Below are 18,204 nucleotides of genomic sequence, written 5' to 3' on the forward strand. Positions count from 1 at the left end.
CAGAGGAAGACTGCTCTCATTTTTATATTAAAGAAGTATATTGATTTAATTTTTTTTGTTTTATCAATCAAAAGCAACCCTAATTTTTGAGATTTCGTAAATCAAATAAATTGTTATAACTTGCATCAGTTATGATGTCGAAAAGGTGCAAATATGCTTTAAAAGCAATGGTTAGACTGGCAAGAAGCTATAATCAGGGCTTTTTGTCTACCTCTGTAATTGCACAGGACGAAAATATTCCCAAAAAATTTTTAGAACAGATTCTCCTGGAATTAAAACGGGCAAAACTTGTTAACAGCAAACAGGGGATGGCTGGCGGCTATTATTTGTTGCAATCTCCGGACAATATTTCATTGGCAGACATTTACCGCATTTTTGAAGGCCCCATTGCTTTAACCCCCTGTGTTTCCTTAAATTTCTATGAACCCTGTGACGACTGTCTGGATGAAGCGACCTGCTATCTGAGAAATGAATTAATTAATGTCAGAGAAAAAACAAGGCAAAGCATGATAGATGCCACGTTAACCTCATTTTTGAAATAGAAGATAAAATTTTTTTTACCCTAAACTCTACTAATTTGGTAGGATTAATAGAATTTTAATTTATATTTGCAGACAGTTAATTCAAACGAGTTGAAAATGAGTCTGAAAAAAGAGTTCGAAAAATTATGGAAAGAAGCTTCTGAAAGTTCTTCTGACGGGAGTTTTTTAAAAATTCTCACGGATAGATTTCCTGAGCAGGTGATCTTCTCAACCAGTTTCAGTTATGAAGATCAGGTAGTAACCCATCTGATAAAAGACCTGAATGTTGATGTATTTACATTAGACACGGGGAGGCTTTTTGAGCAAACTTATGAAACCTGGAGTGCAACAAGAGCTTTTTTCAAAAAAAAAATCAAAGCCTATTATCCCGATACGGAAGCCTTAAAAGAATTTGTTTCAGAAAACGGGCCGGATTCATTTTATCAGTCGGTAGAGCAAAGAAAAGCATGTTGTAATATCCGCAAAGTGGAACCTTTGAAAAAAGCGCTGCAGGGTTATAAAATATGGATTACAGGATTAAGGGCGGAACATTCATTAAACAGAAAGAATATGTCCCAATTGGAATGGGATGAAGATAATCAGATTATAAAATTTCATCCTCTGCTGAACTGGACGACTGAGCAGGTTACAGAGTATGTCAGGGATCATCATTTACCCTATAATTATCTGCACAAGAAAGGCTTTGTAAGCATCGGGTGCGAACCCTGTACCAGGGCCATTAAAGAAGGGGAAGATTTCAGGGCAGGTCGCTGGTGGTGGGAAGATGCTGATAAAAAAGAATGCGGCTTACATATTCATAAATAAAAAACAAAAAGATGTCAACATATCATTTAGATTACTTAGATCAGCTGGAAGCAGAATCGATCTACATTTTACGAGAAGTCGCAGGACAGTTTGAACGGCCTGCTTTACTATTCAGCGGTGGAAAAGACAGCATTGTACTGGCCCATTTAGCGTCAAAGGCATTTCGTCCCGGAAAGATTCCTTTTACTTTTGTTCACGTGGATACGGGGCACAATTTTCCGGAAGTTCTGGATTTCCGTGACCAACTGACGAATCAGCTGGATGTTAAACTCGTTGTACGAAAAGTAGAAGATACGATTAAGCGTAAAAAACTGGCGGAACCTAAAGGTAAATTTCCAAGCAGAAACTGGCTGCAGACCTTTACATTACTTGATACAATAGAAGAATTTGAATTTGATTCCTGCATTGGAGGCGCACGCCGAGACGAAGAAAAAGCCCGTGCCAAAGAAAGAATCTTTTCTGTTCGTGATGAATTCGGACAATGGGATCCCAAACTTCAACGCCCTGAATTATGGAACATTTTCAACGGAAAAATCCAAAAGGGGGAAAATGTGAGGGTTTTCCCGATAAGCAACTGGACGGAGCTTGATGTCTGGAATTATATCCGCCGGGAAAAAATAGAACTTCCCTTTATTTACTTCTCCCATGAAAGAGAAGTGGTAGACTTCAACGGGCAGTGGATTGCCAATTCACCTTATGCTTCTCTGGAAACAAATGATGTTTTGGCGATAAAGAGAATTCGCTACAGAACAGTTGGAGATATGACGTGTACGGCGGCGGTGGAATCAGTGGCAGATACCATAGATGATGTCATTGAAGAAATCTTGGCCACAAGAATTTCAGAACGCGGTGAAACCAGGATTGATGATAAAGTAACAGAAGCAGCAATGGAAGACCGTAAAAAAGGCGGCTACTTTTAATTAATGGCCTTATTACCCATAAATATATAACTCAAAAGATGGATATTTTAAGATTTATAACAGCAGGAAGTGTTGATGACGGAAAAAGTACCCTGATCGGAAGACTGCTTTACGATAGCAAAAGCATTTTACAGGATCAGCTGGAAGTGCTGGAGAAACACTCCAAAAATAAGAATGAAGACGGTGTGGATCTGGCTCTTTTAACAGACGGCTTGCGTGCAGAAAGAGAGCAGGGGATAACGATAGATGTTGCCTACAGGTATTTTTCAACTCCGAAGAGAAAATTTATTATTGCAGATGCTCCGGGGCACGTTCAATATACCCGTAATATGATTACCGGTGCCTCCAATTCAGATCTGATGGTTATACTTATTGATGCACGAAAAGGAGTCATTGAGCAGACCAGAAGGCATTCTATCATTGCATCATTACTGAAGCTGAAAAAAGTAGTAGTAGCCATTAATAAAATGGATATGGTGGATTATTCTGAAGAAGTATATGAAAATATCAAAGACGAATATTCAAAAATTGCTGATAACCTGAGCTTAAATGAAGTAAGGTATTTTCCTATTTCTGCATTGAAGGGAGACAATATTGTATCAGTATCGCCTAAAACAGATTGGTACGATGGCGGTTCACTTCTTGAATATCTGGAAGAAGTTACCCTGAATGAAGAATTTAATGGCGGAAGTCGTTTCCAGGTTCAGTATGTTATTCGTCCTCAAACTGATGAGCTGCATGATTACAGAGGATATGCAGGACAGATATTAAGCGGAAGTTTTAAGAAAGGAAATTCTGTTCACATCCTTCCGGCGAGTACAACGAGTGAGATCACTAAAATTGAAGTTAACGGAGTTGAAAAAGATGAAGCTTTTGAAGGGCAGCCGGCGGTGATTCATATCGCGGATAATTTAGATATCAGCAGAGGTGATTTTTTTGCCACTGATGAGAAGCTTCCTGAAGTTGAAAAAGACTTAGAGGTTTTGCTGTGCTGGCTTGATCAGAAAGCATTACAGCCCGGCAATAAATATTTGCTGCAGCATCATAGTCATGTATTAAAAGCCGTAGTAAAAGAAATTGATTATAAAATAAATGTAAACACCCTGGTGCACGAAAAAGCAGAAGAGGAAATAAAGCTTAATGAAATTGTAAAAGTTACTTTGAAAACCGCACAGCCTCTGGTTTACGATAGTTTTATAAACAATAAAATAACGGGATCGGCAATTCTGGTGGATGAAACTTCCAACTCAACAGTGGCAGCATGTATAATTCAGTAGAAATGAAAATGTCAGAAGATTTTATTGATCAGATTCTTAAGAACAAGCAAAACAGTTCTTATAACTCCTTTGATAAAAGTAAAGCGGAAACTTTTGTTATCCGGTTATATGAAGTGCTTTTTTTGCCTCAGAATATTAATACTGAAGGTGATTTGAAAAAGGATTTTGAAAAAGTACAGGCAATTCTTTTTGATTTGATTATCAGTATTATAAAAGAAGAGCGTCTTGCAGAAAAACAGGTTGCTGACTTCTTTGATGCTTTACCCGTAATATATAATAAACTGATCGTAGATGCGGAAGCGGTGCTGGAATTTGATCCGGCAACCGGCTCTCTCGAAGAAATACTTCTGGCTTATCCGGGTTATTTTGCAACTTATGTATACAGAATATCCCATCAGCTGTCGAATCAGGGAATAAAAATATTACCCCGTGTAATCTCAGAATATGCACACAGCAAAACAGGAATAGATATTCATCCGGGAGCATTGATCGGAGAATCCTTTTTCATTGACCACGGAACGGGGATTGTGATCGGGGAGACCGCAGTAATCGGGGATCATGTGAAAATTTATCAGGGAGTAACCCTCGGCGCATTGAATGTCTCCAAAAAGAAAGCCAACCAGAAAAGGCATCCGAATATTGAAGACCATGTCATTATTTATTCAGGAGCAACCATATTAGGGGGAGAAACAACAATAGGAAAAGGAAGCATCATTGGCGGAAATGTGTGGATTACACAAAATGTTCCTTCCAATTCCCTGGTTTACAATAAAAGTGAAATTAAAATTAAGGATAACAATTCTAAAGATAACAATTCATTACCTGAATCCTTAACCTTTGTGATATAAAAAATAAAAATTTAATCGGTATGAAATTCCAAAACACACTAGAAGCCATCGGAAATACTCCGGTAGTAAAAATTAATAAGCTTTTCAGTCCGGGCCATGAGATCTGGATCAAATTAGAAAAAAGTAACCCGGGCGGAAGCATCAAAGACAGGATTGCATTAGCAATGATTGAAGATGCGGAAGCAAAAGGATTGCTGAATAAAGACAGCATCATTATAGAACCTACAAGCGGAAATACCGGGATAGGACTTGCTTTGGTGGCTGCAGTAAAAGGTTATAAGCTTATTCTGTGATGCCCGAAAGCATGAGTGTGGAACGACGTAAAATTATGGAAACCTACGGTGCGGAATTCGTACTGACTCCAAGAGAGAAAGGAATGAAAGGTGCCATTGAAAAAGCCAATGAGCTGGCGACAGAAACTCCCAATTCATGGATACCGAAACAATTTGATAACCCTGCCAATGTAAAAATCCATACCGACACAACGGCACAGGAAATTCTGAAAGATTTTCCGGATGGTTTAGACTATTTCATTACAGGAGTGGGAACCGGAGGCCACATCACAGGAATTGCAAAAGTATTAAAACAGCATTTTCCGGATATTAAAGTGATTGCTGTCGAGCCGGATCTGTCTCCGGTGTTGAGCGGCGGAGAGCCCGGACCACATCCGTTACAGGGATTGGGAGCAGGATTTATCCCTTCCATATTGGATACGGATATTCTGGACGAGGTCATTAAAATAGGTAAAGAAGAAGCTTTTAGTTTTGCTGTTGATGCCGCTAAAAAAGAAGGCCTTTTTGTAGGAATTTCATCAGGAGCCGCTTTAGCTGCAGTAGCCAAAAAATTACCTGAAATAAAAGCCGGATCGAAAATATTAACCGTCAACTATGATACGGGCGAAAGGTACCTATCCATTGAAGGACTGTTCTAAAGTTTAACAACTAACGCAGATTTTAAATGAAAACAAATAATAAAACACCAAAGGTTTACCTTATCGGTGCAGGACCCGGCGACCCTGATCTCATCACGGTAAAAGCAGTGAAAGCAATTGCTGAAGCAGATGTAATCCTGTGCGACCGCCTTGTAAGCCCCGAAATTTTAGAAGAATATGTTAGCGAAAATACTGAAGTTTTGTATGTAGGTAAAGAATGCAGTAAAAATGCTTCAACCCCTCAGTCTCTGATCAATACTTTAATGGTTGATTATGCCCTTCAGAATAAGGTGGTCGTGAGGTTAAAAGGCGGCGATGTTTCCATATTTTCCAATATTCTGGATGAATTGGAAGCCTTAAAAAATAAAAAAATCCCCTTTGAAATCATCCCCGGAATTACAGCTGCTTTAGGCGCTGCCGCTTATGCAGGAATGCCGTTAACAGCCAGAGGATATGCTACATCAGTCCGTTTTCTGACCTATTATAAATCAGAAATTCTTACAGACGATTATTGGAAAGAACTTGCTTCAACCAATGATACCCTTGTATTTTATATGTCTAAGGGAAATCTTTCCGGTCTTGTCGAGAAGTTTATAAAACTGAATGTTTCAGCGGAAAAAAAGATTGCGGTCATCGAACAGGCTACCACACCTTACCAAAAAGTGTATACCTCATCCTTTGATGATTTTGAAAGAAAATTTGAAAACAAAACCTTTGCTTCTCCCTCTTTGGTGGTGGTAGGAAAAGTCGTGAACCTGCACGAGGAATTCTCCTGGCTTGATAATGCAGAGCAGGAAGGTCTTTATTTTAAGTCCATAGTCAACGGAAGTATCATATCAAACACACAAAACCTTTTCGAATATGCTGTCTGAAACTAAATTTAATATCCTTAAACAACTCTCCGGAGATTTCTCAAGAGATGAAACCATCTGGGCGAGTGGCTATCTGGCCGGGCTGGCCGGATCCGCTTTGACTATTCAGCCTCCTGTGTCTGAGCAGAACCAGATAATTGAAAATCAGGTAAAGAAAATAACACTTGCCTACGGAACGGAAACCGGAAACAGCAAAAAACTGGCAACAGAGCTAGCCGGAATTATCAAGAAAAAAGGGATTCAGGTGAAATTAGCAGACCTTTCACAGTACAAGCCTAAAGATCTGAGTAAAGAAGAGTTTTTCTTTATGATAATAAGTACTCAGGGAGAAGGGGAACCACCAATACTGGCCAAAAAATTCTATGATCATATTCATGAGAACGAAATAAACCTTAATCATCTGAAATTTGGTGTTTTAGCCTTGGGAGATACAAGCTATCCGCTATTTTGCAAAACAGGAGAAGATGTTGATTTCCGGTTTGAAATCCTGGGAGCTCAGCGAATCATTCCTTTAAAGAAATGTGATATTGATTATGAGCAGGATGCTCACAGTTGGGTAGAGCATTTGTTTGAAGTAATGAATAAAACCTCAGGAACAGCTAAGTCAAATGCTTTAACAACAAAAACTTCAACTTCAAGAAAAAAATATTCCGGAACCGTTTCGACGATTATTAACCTTAATGATATCACTTCTGAAAAAGAAACCTATCATATTGAAATAGAGTCGGAAGAACCGATTATTTATAAGCCGGGTGATGCGTTAGGGGTAATTCCCGTTAATGCAAGGGCTGTAGTCAATGAAATTATTGAACTGACAGGAGTTGATCCCAAAAAACAGATCGAAACGTCAAAAATTACGGCAAGCATAGATGAATTGCTGGTGAAACATTTGAATATCAGTTTCCTGCTTAAAACAACGGTCGCCCAATATGCACAAATAACCGGACATAGCATTCCCGAAGTTCGTTTAAGCCTTCTGGATCTGCTTCGGATTTATCCGGTCAGAAATGCCGGTGAATTTGAGGCGGTTATTTCCGTTTTAACAGGCCAGGCGCCTCGTCTATACTCTGTTTCTTCATCTCTGGAAGCCCATGGAGACACAGAAATTCATATCACAGTTGCCAAATCACAGTTTTTCATTGATGATAAAAAACAAAGCGGCCTGTGCAGCGGTTTTCTTAGCGAATTTAACGAAGGAGAAAGCATTGAGTTTTATATTCAGGAAGCCAAACATTTTAAACTGCCCAAACCAGATAAAGACATTATCATGATTGGTCCGGGAACAGGGATCGCTCCCTTCAGGTCATTTCTCTGGGAGCGGGATGCTACAGGAAGCGAAGGAAGAAACTGGCTCTTTTTCGGTGACCGGAATTTTATCTCAGATTTTCTCTACCAGTCGGAACTTCTGGATTTTATGAAAACCGGAACGCTGACCCATTTAGATATGGCATTCTCAAGAGATACGGCTGAAAAAATATACGTTCAGGATAAGCTGAAAAAGAAAGCAAATGAGATTTTTAACTGGCTTGAAGCAGGTGCGTCTCTCTATGTCTGCGGTGCAAAAGAACCCATGAGTAAAGATGTGGAAGAAACGCTTTTGAATATCATTCAGGATCATGGAAAGCGTACAAAAGAAGAAGCAGGCCTTTACCTTGAAGAAATGGAGCTTAACGGAAGGTATGCCAAAGATGTTTATTAGAATGAATCACAAATAATAAAAAAGAAAAAAACAAAATGGATAATAAAGATAACCTTTCGCCGGTAGAAAGGATTAAAACCGGAAGCAACGGGCTCAGAGGAACTCTGAATGAAAGCCTTTCAGATGATTTTACCGGAGCCATAAGAGAAGATGACCAAACCCTTGTGAAGTTTCATGGAATGTATCAACAGGATGACAGAGACAGACGGGAAGAGCGCGTTGCAAAAAAACTGGAATGGCTTTATTCATTTATGATCCGCTTACGTTTGCCGGGAGGTTTCATCACTCCGGAACAATGGGTGGGTCTTCATGAAATCGCCGGAAAACATTCGACCGGAACCATAAAAATTACCACAAGACAAACCGTACAGCTGCATGGGATTTTAAAATCTCATTTGAGGCCAACCATTCAGGAATTTAATCTTCAGCATCTCGATTCTATTGCTGCGTGTGGAGATGTCAACAGAAACGTTACCTGTACATCAAACCCTTCCGAATCTCCGGTTCACCAGGAGGTTTATGAGCTGGCAGGAAAAATCAGTGAAATGTGTCTGCCTAAAACCAAAGCTTATTATGATATCTGGATTGATAATGAATTGTTAATCGACAGAAAAGCGGAAGAAGATCCTCTGTACCAGAACAGATACCTGCCAAGAAAGCTTAAAATAGGAATTGCCATTCCGCCCAATAATGATGTAGATGCTTTTATTAATGACATTGCACTCATCGCAATTATTGAAAATGATCAGATCATTGGCTATAATATTGCTGCCGGAGGCGGGCTTGGAGCAACGCATGGAAATGAAGCGACCTACGCACGTCTTGCTTCGGTATTGGGTTTTGTAGACACTGAAGAAAAAGCCCTGAAGGCTGTTTATGAAATCATCACCGTACAGCGGGACTTTGGAAACAGAAGCGACAGAAAGTTATCAAGATTAAAATATACAATAGACAAGCTAGGAATAGATCAGTATAAAGTTGAGGTTGAGAAAAGAACAGGCTTTGCTTTTGAACCTTCCCGGGAATTTAAGTTTGAGCAGAGAAAAGACCGTTACGGATGGATAAAAAACCACGAAGGAAAATGGTTTTATACCCTGTTTGTTGAGCACGGAAGAGTTCTGGATACACAAGAATATCCTTTGAAATCAGGGCTGTTGAAAGTAGCTGAAACCGGAAAAGCCGACTTCCGTTTTACCTGCAACCAGAACCTCATCCTTTCCGATATTGAAGAAGCAGATAAGCAGGAAATCGAAAACCTCCTGAAAGAATACGGAATTTTCAATTATACGGAAGAAGCAAGTGCCCTGCGTAAAAACTCTGTAGCCTGCGTCGCTTTGAACACCTGTTCTCTGGCTTTGGCAGAAGCACAGCGTTATTTGCCTTCTTTAGTGACAAAAATAGAACCGGTACTCGAAAAATACGGTCTTTTAGAAGAAGATATTACGATCCGGATGACCGGGTGCCCAAACGGTTGCGGAAGATCACCCAACGCTGAAATAGGATTTGTAGGGACAGCTTATGGTAAGTACAATCTTCATATAGGCGGCGACAGATTAGGAATGCGTTTGAATACAAAATTTAAAGAAAATATAGGCGAAGAAGAGATTCTCAACACTTTGGATGAACTTTTCGGGATCTATGTGAAAGAGAAAAACGAAGAAGAAACATTCGGGGACTTTTCATACCGCTACCTGCAAACTTTAAAATAAAATATATGATCAATATTCTTTACCGACGGAAAAAATATAAAAAAAATTATCAGCGCCTGTCAGGGATGCGAATGTGTATGTGTTGTTGACCATCAGACCTCACTTAACATTCTCATTAACCTAAAAAAATAAACAATGAAAAAAAACAGGCAGGGATATTTTCTGCAAAAAACAGGCATTCTATTATTTACAATTTTATTCTTTAACCTCACACAGGCACAGCAGCAGCTTATAGAATTAAGCGGTATTATCAACCATACAGATACCCAAAAAGGGCTTGCCGGAGTACAGGTTCAGGTTGAAAATACCCAGGATAAAGCATTAACGGATCAGCAGGGCAATTTTAGCCTCAGAACAAGAGTTAAAATACCCTTCAGGATTGTGATCACGAAAAAAGATTTTACCAGCCGCACGGTTGAGATACTTTCCCTTTCCAATAAAATAGCGATTGAGCTGAATCCTCAGAATACAATCATTAATGAAGTGGTGATCTCAGCATCCCGCGTTCCCGAAAAAGTATTAAGATCTCCCATTGCCATTGAGAAAATTGATATTAAAGCAATCAGGGAAAGCCCGGCAGCTTCATTCTATGAAACCCTGGAAAATGTAAAAGGCCTTCAGCTTCTTACGTCAAGCCTTACCCTGAAAGTTCCCAATTCAAGAGGGTTTAATTCACCCAATAACTTCCGTTTTATGCAGTTGGTAGATGGTGTTGATGTACAGTCGGCAACACTGGGAGTTCCGTTGGGAAATGCCAGTGGTCCTACAGAACTCGACATTCAGTCTATGGAAGTTACACCGGGTGCTGCATCTGCACTTTACGGGATGAATGCCATTAACGGGCTTGCAAGCCTTCAGACCAAAGATCCTTTTACCACTGAAGGATTAAGCTTCTATTTCCGGGGTGGAGTTAATCATGTAGACAATGTGAACCACAAAATAGCTCCGTTAGGCGAAAGTGCCATAAGGTTTGCAAAAGCATTCAATAAAAATCTGGCAATAAAAGTCAATGCTTCTTATTTTAGCGGGATCGACTGGATCTCAGACAACCATACAGATCAGAATCCCAATTCCCTGATTACCGGAAATCCCAAGTTTTCTTTTGTGAATAACCCGGCAGAAGATCTCTGGAACAAATACGGGGATGAAAGAAACAACAGGGTAGCGGTAAAAGTAGATTATAACGGGAAACCAACGACTTTCAATGTTTCGAGAACAGGCTATCTGGAAAAAGACCTGGTAAGCCCCGAAGTGAAAAATGTAAAATTTGACGCCGGGTTGTATTACCGTTTCGGAGATCAGTGGCGGGCTTCCTATGTGTATCGTTACGGATTACTTGACGGAACTTTTCAGAGAGGAAATAAAATCCGCCTGCACAATGCAACAGTTCAGAATCATAAAGTAGAGCTGACCGGAAAGGAATTGACCTTCAGAGCCTATGTATCGATAGAAAATACCGGAGATTCCTACAACCTTAAACCTTTGACAGATAATCTCGATCTCACCAATCTTTCCAATACAAATTGGAAAAACATATTTCAGACGGCATTACAGAATAACCTGAATGCAGGAGTAAATCTGAATGATGCTTTTATTTTTGCACGACAGGAAGCAGATAAAAACAGAGCGGTTCCCGGAACGACAGCCTTTGAGCAGCTCAAGAATACCATTATCGGAATTAATAACTGGGATTCAGCCAACGGCGGAGTTGCCGGTGCTCCCGCGACAGGGGGCGCTAAGCTGGAACAGAAATCCCGTTTTTACCAAGGGGAGATCACCTATGATTTAAGCAGATTCGTGAAAATAGTTAATCTTCTTGCCGGGATTGATTATCGTTTTTACAGCATAACACCGGATGGGAATAACTTCGTTGATTTTGGAAGACCGATCAACGAAAGAAATATTCCATTACCTGACGGAACCTTTGGGAAGGATGTCACTTATCAGAAATATGGTGTTTTTGCACAGCTTACCAAACTTTTTTTCGATGAAAAATTAAAACTTAATGTAGCATTGAGAGTTGATAGAAACCCTGAATTTGATGCAAAATTTAACCCAAGGGTAAGTGTTGTATATTCTCCGGTTAATCAGCATAATTTCAGAGCCTCTTTTCAAAACGGATTCCGTTTTCCTTCGTTATTTGAAGCTCTTTCTTTTGTAAATAACGGTAATGTAAGAAGGGTGGGCGGACTGACAAAAGTGAATGAAGGATTAGGGTATCTTGAAAACTCTTACACCCTTGCGTCAATTGACCGGTTTATTTCTGCTGTGAACGCAGATGTTGACGGCGGGAAGAGCCAGAGCCAGGCAGCTTTGGATAATAGAAATCGTTTGGTGGTTGCAAACCTGCAAAAGCTGCAGCCGGAAAAGATAAACTCTTTTGAAGTAGGCTATAAATCGGTTTTATTTAACAACAAACTGGTCATTGACTGGGATTTTTATTATAATATCTACGAAGGCTTCCTTGGCCAGGTTGAAGTAGCTGTTCCCAAAAATGGGAAAGTAGGCAGTGATAACGCTGTTCTTGATATGATTGACCGCAGTAAACAAGACCGCTACAGGGTATATACAAACAGTAACAATACCTATAAAAGTTATGGCACTTCTTTAGGGCTGCGCTATAATCTTGTCAAAAATTATAATATCAATGCAAACGTATCGTACAACGACCTGATCTCATCCCAAAATTCCGATCTTTTTATAACGTCTTTCAATACCCCAAAATGGGCGGTAAATATAAGTTTGGGAAACCGGGAAATTGTTAAGAATATCGGGTTTACTCTTGTGGCAAGATGGCAGAACAGATTTTTATGGGAAAGTCCTTTGGCGTCTGGCGAAATTCCGGCCTATTATACCATTGATGCGCAGGCCACCTGGAGAATTCCTGAAATTAATCTGAATATCAAGCTTGGAGCGACGAATTTGTTAAACCGCCGGTATTTTCAGTATGCAGCCGGACCTGAGATCGGAGGATTGTATTATATGGCTTTTACTTATGATTTAAAATTGTAATGAGATGAAAAATGCATTATATCCCGTATTTCTGAAGCTCGAAACATTGTCATTGCTGGTGATCGGAGGCGGAAAAATTGCCTTGGAAAAACTGGAATCCGTTCTCACCAATTCACCCGGAACACCTGTGAAGCTCGTTGCAAAAGAAATAATCCCGGAAGTTAAAATCTTACAGGAAACATTTCCTAACCTGAAATTATATGAGAGAGCCTATCATAATAATGACTTCAGTGATGCAGACCTTGCAATCATTGCGGTAAACGATATTGTGCTTGCTGAAGAGATCCGGAATAATGCCCATCAGAATAATGTTTTGGTAAACATTGCAGACAAACCGGATTTATGTGATTTCTATTTAGGCTCCATTGTGCAAAAAGGAAGCCTGAAAATTGCAATTTCAACCAATGGAAAATCACCGACTATAGCAAAAAGATTGCGTGAAATATTCACAGAGGCTATTCCCGACGAAACAGAAAATGTATTGGAAAATATGCAAAGTATCCGGAATGGATTAAAAGGGGATTTTGATTATAAGGTAAGAGAATTAAACAGGCTCACCACTGAATATTTGTCTGAAGAAAAAAAGAATCCTGAAAAATCTGATCTGGAAATTGAAAATCTGATCAATATTACCAAAATTGTACAGCGGAGAGCCAATATTTATCTCGGAGTTATCGGAGTTTTAATCCTTTTTGGAGTGTTGGGTTTTACCATTTACAGGTTTAACCTTTCAGCCGATATTGCATTCTTCCTTAATAAGGACGGGCATATTTTTTACTGGATGCTGTTTGCCGGTTTTATGGCAGAGATTGTTGCCGGATCAATGGGAATGGGATACGGAGTGATATGTACCACCATATTGTTACTATTGAATGTTCCCCCACCGGTCATAAGTGCGAGTATCCATTCTGCAGAATCATTCACTACGGCAGCAGGAAGTGTCAGTCATTACAAATTAGGAAACGTCAATAAAAAAATGGTTTGGGTATTGTTTCCCCTGGCAATTGTAGGATCTGTTATCGGAGCATTGACCTTATCGCATTACAGCGAATATTATGCCCATATTATTAAACCGATAATTTCCTGCTATACATTGTATTTGGGGATTAATATTCTCAAAAATGCTTTTAAGAAAAAAAATGCAGAGCAAATCAGGGCCAAGAAAAAAACAAACCTTAAAGTACTAGGGCTCGTTGGTGGTTTTATTGATTCTTTCGCAGGAGGTGGATGGGGCCCGTTGGTGACCGGAACTTTGATCAAAGAAGGAAGAACCCCGCGCTATGTTGTCGGAAGCTCTACCGTAACAAAATTTTTACTGACAGTAACAAGTGCCATCACCTTTATCTTTACCATTGGGATTCATCACTGGAATATTGTTTTGGGACTTCTTTTAGGAGGTGTCTTTACTGCCCCGTTTTCTGCAATGCTCACTTCCAGGCTGCCTACTCAAAAAATGTTTGTTGTTGTTGGGATAGTAGTCATTATCATGAGCCTCATTACGATCATCAAATCGCTAACCTAAAGATTAAACTTAAAATAGATCATTAAAAACAGCTCTCATCAGGAGCTGTTTTTTTCTTTTCATATGTTTAATGTTGAAAAAATCAATTATAAAAGCAAGAGGATAGTAAATTTTAGTTCTGTAAATCAATGTGTTGTATTTTTATTTGAAAATAATATGCAAGATTATTTAAAAAGCTGATTTATATAAATGAGTACTCAAAGTAAAAGAATGTTTAAAGAAAAAAATTAAAGTAATGAAGAAATTTACGGTACTTAAAACTTTTATGGCTGTCCTGGTTGCAGTAGTAAGCCTTTCCTTGATATCATGTATTGATGATGGTCCGGAAATCGTTCCTGTAAAACTGGAAGATGTCAACGGAAATTATAAGGCAAAGCTTATTGTATCCCAGGGAAATAATAAAATTGAAAAAGTTGCAGATTTTAGAGCAAAAAAAGATACGATTACGTTTTTAGATTTTCCGGTGAAAGAAATTGTTAAATCAGTAGTAAAAGATCCCGCAAAAACAGAAAGCGCATTGGCTGCAATCGGAAAAGTGAAATATAATCTTAATTATACCTCATCAATCAATGCAAATCATAACGTGGTAGAGTTGATTTTTGCACCTAAGACATTAGAAATCCAGATCCCGGTGGACGGAGCAATTAAAAAAACAGTTGTAACGTTCATTGCTAAAGAGAAAGGATTCTATGTTGGCCAGAACAGAGCAATGCAATTTGGTCTGGAAGCAGAGAAAATAACGGTTGATGGGGTATTATTAACCCCTTATGAAATGATTAAATATGATTTTCCGTATTGTGTAAAATATTAAAATTGGGATCAGAAGAATAGGTTGTATCCTTTAAGGATGCAGCCTATTTTTGCATTAAGATTAATCAGTCAGTATTTCAATGGAAAATCATTGTAAAGATTAAATGGAGAAAAGCAAGGAGCAGATATTGGTAGACCGTCTTCTGTTAAAAGAAGAAGAGGCTTGGAAAGAGTTTTTCGGAACTTATTCCGGGAGTCTTACCTATGTATGTTCACGCTATATCATCGGGAAAGACGATGTGCATGATGTGCTTCAGAATAGTTTTATCAAGATGTTCCGTTCAATAGACTCGTTTGAATACAGAGGAAATGGCTCCCTGAAAGCATGGATAACCCGAATTGTGGTCAATGAGTCGTTAAAACATATCAGAGAGCATTCGGGGTTTAAAATATCAACGGATGAGTTTGAAATCCCGGATATTCCCGATGAGGAAGAGCCCAATCTGGATGAGATACCACAGGCAGAGATTATGGAAATGATCCGTACCCTTCCTGAAGGATACCGGACTGTTTTTAACCTGTATGTCTTTGAAAATAAAAGTCATAAGGAAATTGCGTCGCTGCTGGGAATTGCAGAAAACTCCTCCGCTTCACAATTTCACAGAGCCAAAGGAATGCTTGCCCAGAAAATTAAAGAATATAAAATGGTAAAAAAAGCGCAATATGAGTAATCGATGGTTAAACGATCTGCGCAGGAAAATGGAAGACCACACCGGGGATGTTCCGGATGGATTGTGGGATGACATCAGAGAAGAATTATTCAATGATGAGGATAAGAAAACGGTTATTGGCCTGGTTCCTGAAGAATCTGTCTCAAAAGATAAAAAGATTTCCAGACCGGTTTTTACGACCACATTATATCGTATTGGTGGTATTGCTGCTGCGATTGTATTGCTGTTTATGGTTGGAAGACAGTGGTTTAGCTTAAGTAATAAAAAGGTTAAACCGTCAAAAGAAACAGCATATAACACGAAAAAGGAGATGGTAAAAAAAGCAGAAAACTCTGTTTATAATACTGTTTTGCAGGAGAATACAAAAGGAGAAAATATTGATATAATTTCTTCAGGAAGCTCTTATTCAAAAGAGATCGTATCCAACAAAGAGACAGAATTATTTGGAAATATTTTCACCAACAGCTTCAGTAAAGAAAATGCTTTATTAAAAGCTAAATCACAACAGGCAAAAGAGCAGAAGAATTACAATACTTTCAATCTTCCTGAGCAGGATGAAAAAATTGTACAGAATAAAAAAGAAGATATTGCTCAGTCCAATGAGAATAATGAATCTTTAAAGCAGGAAGAAAAAGATCTTATCCCTCTGTATGCCGAAAATAAAATGAAAACCACAAAAAAAGCTTCAAATAAATCATGGATGTTAAGCTTGCTTACCGGAAAAGCTTCTCCCAATTCGGCACAGCAGTTTCCGGGATATGCAACAATGGACGGAAACCCATTGAGCGTTAATGATGTATGGGGAACAGCCAGCTATGAGGAAAATCCGCTTACGGAAATATTACTGGCCAATCAGAACAAAGAGGTGGAAGCTACCGTAAGACATAAAATACCACTTAATTTAGGCATCTCTTTGTATTATAATCTGGGGAAAAGATGGGGAATAGGAACCGGAGTGAATTATACCAAATTATCATCAGAACTTCGATCCGGCAGCAATTCTAATTTTATTAAAGGGGAGCAGACGCTTCATTACATAGGGGTTCCCGTTCAGATTAATTATAATGTCATTCAGAAAGGCAGGTTCACAGGTTATATTACCGGTGGGGCATTGGTCGAAAAGGCAGTTGCCGGAAGCCTGAAAACAAAATATATAGTGAATGATGAGGTTACGGATGAAGTCAAAGAAAAGCTTGAAGTAAAACCCGTGCAGGTTTCTTTAAACGGCGGTCTGGGAGCGCAATTGAAGCTTGTAGATAAAATAGGGGTTTATGTAGAACCGGGAATTGGTTATCATTTCAAAGATAACAGTTCTCTAAACACAATTTATAAAGACAAACCATTGAATTTCAATGTGAAGTTCGGAATCAGAGTATCGATTGATTAATTGAATTTTTAATTGTTGACAAACATATTATAATACCCTGTTTTCAATAGGGTTGGCTTGACGATCTTAAAAAGTAACCTTTAAATATATTCTATGAAGACAAAATTGATTCTATTAATGTTTTTAGCTTTTACGGCTTTAAATATAAGTGCGCAGTGCTCATTTACCCCTACTATTACCAGCCCAAGGCTGGGAGCCATGTTTCCGGATAAAGTAGTATTCTGTAATACTGAAACCGAAGTGCTTTCCACTCAAACGTACGACAGTTATCAGTGGTATAAGCAGGAATGGGACTGGCAGACTCCCAATACAAACCCCTGGGTTGCAATCCCGGGAGCTACTTCTCAAACATTGACGATTGACGGGACCAATGATATGCTTTACTATTTTAAAGTAGAGGTTACACAGGCTGATTGTACGGCACAAAGTGCAGAAATTATGTCAGACGGGTATGCCTATGGCCTTCCGGCGATGATGACCACCTTTACACCCGGAACCTATGAGCAGGTGGGCGCAGGAGAATATAATATCTGTGAAGGAGCTTCCGTGAAATTTGAAAACATATATCCGGTTGTATATGGAAATCATACCTGGTATAAATGTACACCAAGCAACATCCCGCCGGTTCCCGGAGATCCTTGTATTATAAGTGGAGCTACCGGAGATTCCTATACTGCAACGGAAAGTGGATTTTACGGGTTTTATGCCTGTACGGAATATTGCCCGGATCAATGTGAGTTTTTAGGACTTGGAGGATTCCAGCAACTGAATTTTGGCAGCTGGAGCTTTTGTGGATTGGGAACAGACGAAACCAAACCCAAATCCAATGATCTTACCTTGTATCCAAATCCGGCGACACAATTGATTTACATTGGAAAAGCATCCGATAAAACGTATAAGGAAATTTCTGTTGTAGATGCTTCAGGAAGACTGGTGATCCAGAAAACCAATCATCAGTATAACCAGCCAATCGATGTAAGCGCACTGACGCCTGGAACGTATATTATCGCATCCAAAAGCGCAGAAGGAAAAGTATATAGAAATAAATTCATAAAAAAATAGGAATCAAGACTTCCTAATTATTGTTAGTTTTTAATAATTGTCTGATCGGTACAGGATGTGGCCTGTACCGATTTTTTTGATTAGAGTTAATATTGGTCAGAGATATTCTGGATAATACGACAGATTCTGTCGTCTTCC

General features: G+C 39.1%; 14 protein-coding genes and 1 pseudogene. All 15 read left to right on the forward strand.

Annotation, left to right across the window (positions count from 1 at the left end):
• The first annotated feature begins 131 nt into the window (after positions 1 to 131).
• The 15 genes and pseudogenes from AB8P06_RS01705 (at position 132) to AB8P06_RS01775 (ending at position 18,066) form a co-directional block, all read left to right on the forward strand.
• Positions 132 to 542 (forward strand): RrF2 family transcriptional regulator, encoded by a 411-nt coding sequence (locus tag AB8P06_RS01705; protein WP_369837035.1) that lies wholly within the window; start codon positions 132 to 134, stop codon positions 540 to 542.
• A 96-nt stretch (positions 543 to 638) separates the two neighbouring features.
• Entirely contained in the window at positions 639 to 1,346 is a 708-nt protein-coding gene (locus tag AB8P06_RS01710) for a phosphoadenylyl-sulfate reductase (protein WP_369837038.1), read from the forward strand.
• A gap of 11 nt (positions 1,347 to 1,357) precedes the next feature.
• On the forward strand, positions 1,358 to 2,266 hold the full coding sequence (gene cysD / locus AB8P06_RS01715) for a sulfate adenylyltransferase subunit CysD (protein WP_369837041.1): 909 nt from the start codon (positions 1,358 to 1,360) through the stop codon (positions 2,264 to 2,266).
• 38 nt (positions 2,267 to 2,304) lie between these two features.
• Positions 2,305 to 3,543, forward strand: coding sequence for a sulfate adenylyltransferase subunit 1 (locus AB8P06_RS01720; protein ID WP_369837043.1), 1,239 nt, complete (start codon positions 2,305 to 2,307; stop codon positions 3,541 to 3,543).
• The gene (gene epsC, locus AB8P06_RS01725; RefSeq protein ID WP_369837046.1) at positions 3,528 to 4,391 is read left to right on the forward strand and encodes a serine O-acetyltransferase EpsC; all 864 of its coding nucleotides are present in this window, start codon (positions 3,528 to 3,530) and stop codon (positions 4,389 to 4,391) included. Before AB8P06_RS01720 ends, epsC begins: the two co-directional genes overlap by 16 nt.
• 20 nt (positions 4,392 to 4,411) lie before the next feature.
• A pseudogene (gene cysK, locus AB8P06_RS01730) lies at positions 4,412 to 5,322 on the forward strand (cysteine synthase A).
• A gap of 26 nt (positions 5,323 to 5,348) precedes the next feature.
• Positions 5,349 to 6,194, forward strand: coding sequence for a uroporphyrinogen-III C-methyltransferase (cobA, locus tag AB8P06_RS01735; RefSeq protein ID WP_369837049.1), 846 nt, complete (start codon positions 5,349 to 5,351; stop codon positions 6,192 to 6,194).
• The gene (locus tag AB8P06_RS01740) at positions 6,184 to 7,893 is read left to right on the forward strand and encodes a diflavin oxidoreductase (protein ID WP_369837052.1); all 1,710 of its coding nucleotides are present in this window, start codon (positions 6,184 to 6,186) and stop codon (positions 7,891 to 7,893) included. Before cobA ends, AB8P06_RS01740 begins: the two co-directional genes overlap by 11 nt.
• Positions 7,894 to 7,898: 5 nt before the next feature.
• A complete protein-coding gene (cysI, locus tag AB8P06_RS01745) occupies positions 7,899 to 9,602 on the forward strand; it encodes an assimilatory sulfite reductase (NADPH) hemoprotein subunit (protein WP_369838362.1) in 1,704 nt (567 codons plus the stop codon).
• Between the two features lie 135 nt (positions 9,603 to 9,737).
• Complete coding sequence (locus tag AB8P06_RS01750; protein WP_369837055.1) at positions 9,738 to 12,614, forward strand: TonB-dependent receptor; 2,877 nt, start codon at positions 9,738 to 9,740, stop codon at positions 12,612 to 12,614.
• 4 nt (positions 12,615 to 12,618) lie between these two features.
• Positions 12,619 to 14,136, forward strand: coding sequence for a TSUP family transporter (locus tag AB8P06_RS01755; RefSeq protein ID WP_369837058.1), 1,518 nt, complete (start codon positions 12,619 to 12,621; stop codon positions 14,134 to 14,136).
• Between the two features lie 235 nt (positions 14,137 to 14,371).
• Positions 14,372 to 14,947: a DUF4840 domain-containing protein gene (locus tag AB8P06_RS01760; protein WP_369837061.1), complete on the forward strand. Its 576-nt coding sequence runs from the start codon at positions 14,372 to 14,374 to the stop codon at positions 14,945 to 14,947.
• Positions 14,948 to 15,050: 103 nt separating this feature from the next.
• A complete protein-coding gene (locus AB8P06_RS01765) occupies positions 15,051 to 15,617 on the forward strand; it encodes an RNA polymerase sigma factor (protein WP_369837064.1) in 567 nt (188 codons plus the stop codon).
• A complete protein-coding gene (locus tag AB8P06_RS01770) occupies positions 15,610 to 17,004 on the forward strand; it encodes an outer membrane beta-barrel protein (RefSeq protein WP_369837067.1) in 1,395 nt (464 codons plus the stop codon). Before AB8P06_RS01765 ends, AB8P06_RS01770 begins: the two co-directional genes overlap by 8 nt.
• 93 nt (positions 17,005 to 17,097) lie before the next feature.
• Positions 17,098 to 18,066: a T9SS type A sorting domain-containing protein gene (locus tag AB8P06_RS01775; RefSeq protein ID WP_369837070.1), complete on the forward strand. Its 969-nt coding sequence runs from the start codon at positions 17,098 to 17,100 to the stop codon at positions 18,064 to 18,066.
• Positions 18,067 to 18,204 lie beyond the last annotated feature (138 nt).

It is taken from the genome of Chryseobacterium tongliaonense, from assembly GCF_041224435.1.
Taxonomy (GTDB): Bacteria; Bacteroidota; Bacteroidia; order Flavobacteriales; family Weeksellaceae; genus Chryseobacterium; species Chryseobacterium tongliaoense.

Excerpts from the sequence above, each read along its gene's own strand:
- AB8P06_RS01705 (WP_369837035.1), top strand. The coding sequence starts at position 132 with ATGATGTCGAAAAGGTGCAAATATGCTTTAAAAGCAATGGTTAGACTG.
- AB8P06_RS01710 (WP_369837038.1), top strand. The coding sequence starts at position 639 with ATGAGTCTGAAAAAAGAGTTCGAAAAATTATGGAAAGAAGCTTCTGAA.
- cysD (WP_369837041.1), top strand. The coding sequence starts at position 1,358 with ATGTCAACATATCATTTAGATTACTTAGATCAGCTGGAAGCAGAATCG.
- AB8P06_RS01720 (WP_369837043.1), top strand. The coding sequence starts at position 2,305 with ATGGATATTTTAAGATTTATAACAGCAGGAAGTGTTGATGACGGAAAA.
- epsC (WP_369837046.1), top strand. The coding sequence starts at position 3,528 with ATGTATAATTCAGTAGAAATGAAAATGTCAGAAGATTTTATTGATCAG.
- cobA (WP_369837049.1), top strand. The coding sequence starts at position 5,349 with ATGAAAACAAATAATAAAACACCAAAGGTTTACCTTATCGGTGCAGGA.
- AB8P06_RS01740 (WP_369837052.1), top strand. The coding sequence starts at position 6,184 with ATGCTGTCTGAAACTAAATTTAATATCCTTAAACAACTCTCCGGAGAT.
- AB8P06_RS01750 (WP_369837055.1), top strand. The coding sequence starts at position 9,738 with ATGAAAAAAAACAGGCAGGGATATTTTCTGCAAAAAACAGGCATTCTA.
- AB8P06_RS01755 (WP_369837058.1), top strand. The coding sequence starts at position 12,619 with ATGAAAAATGCATTATATCCCGTATTTCTGAAGCTCGAAACATTGTCA.
- AB8P06_RS01760 (WP_369837061.1), top strand. The coding sequence starts at position 14,372 with ATGAAGAAATTTACGGTACTTAAAACTTTTATGGCTGTCCTGGTTGCA.
- AB8P06_RS01765 (WP_369837064.1), top strand. The coding sequence starts at position 15,051 with ATGGAGAAAAGCAAGGAGCAGATATTGGTAGACCGTCTTCTGTTAAAA.
- AB8P06_RS01770 (WP_369837067.1), top strand. The coding sequence starts at position 15,610 with ATGAGTAATCGATGGTTAAACGATCTGCGCAGGAAAATGGAAGACCAC.
- AB8P06_RS01775 (WP_369837070.1), top strand. The coding sequence starts at position 17,098 with ATGAAGACAAAATTGATTCTATTAATGTTTTTAGCTTTTACGGCTTTA.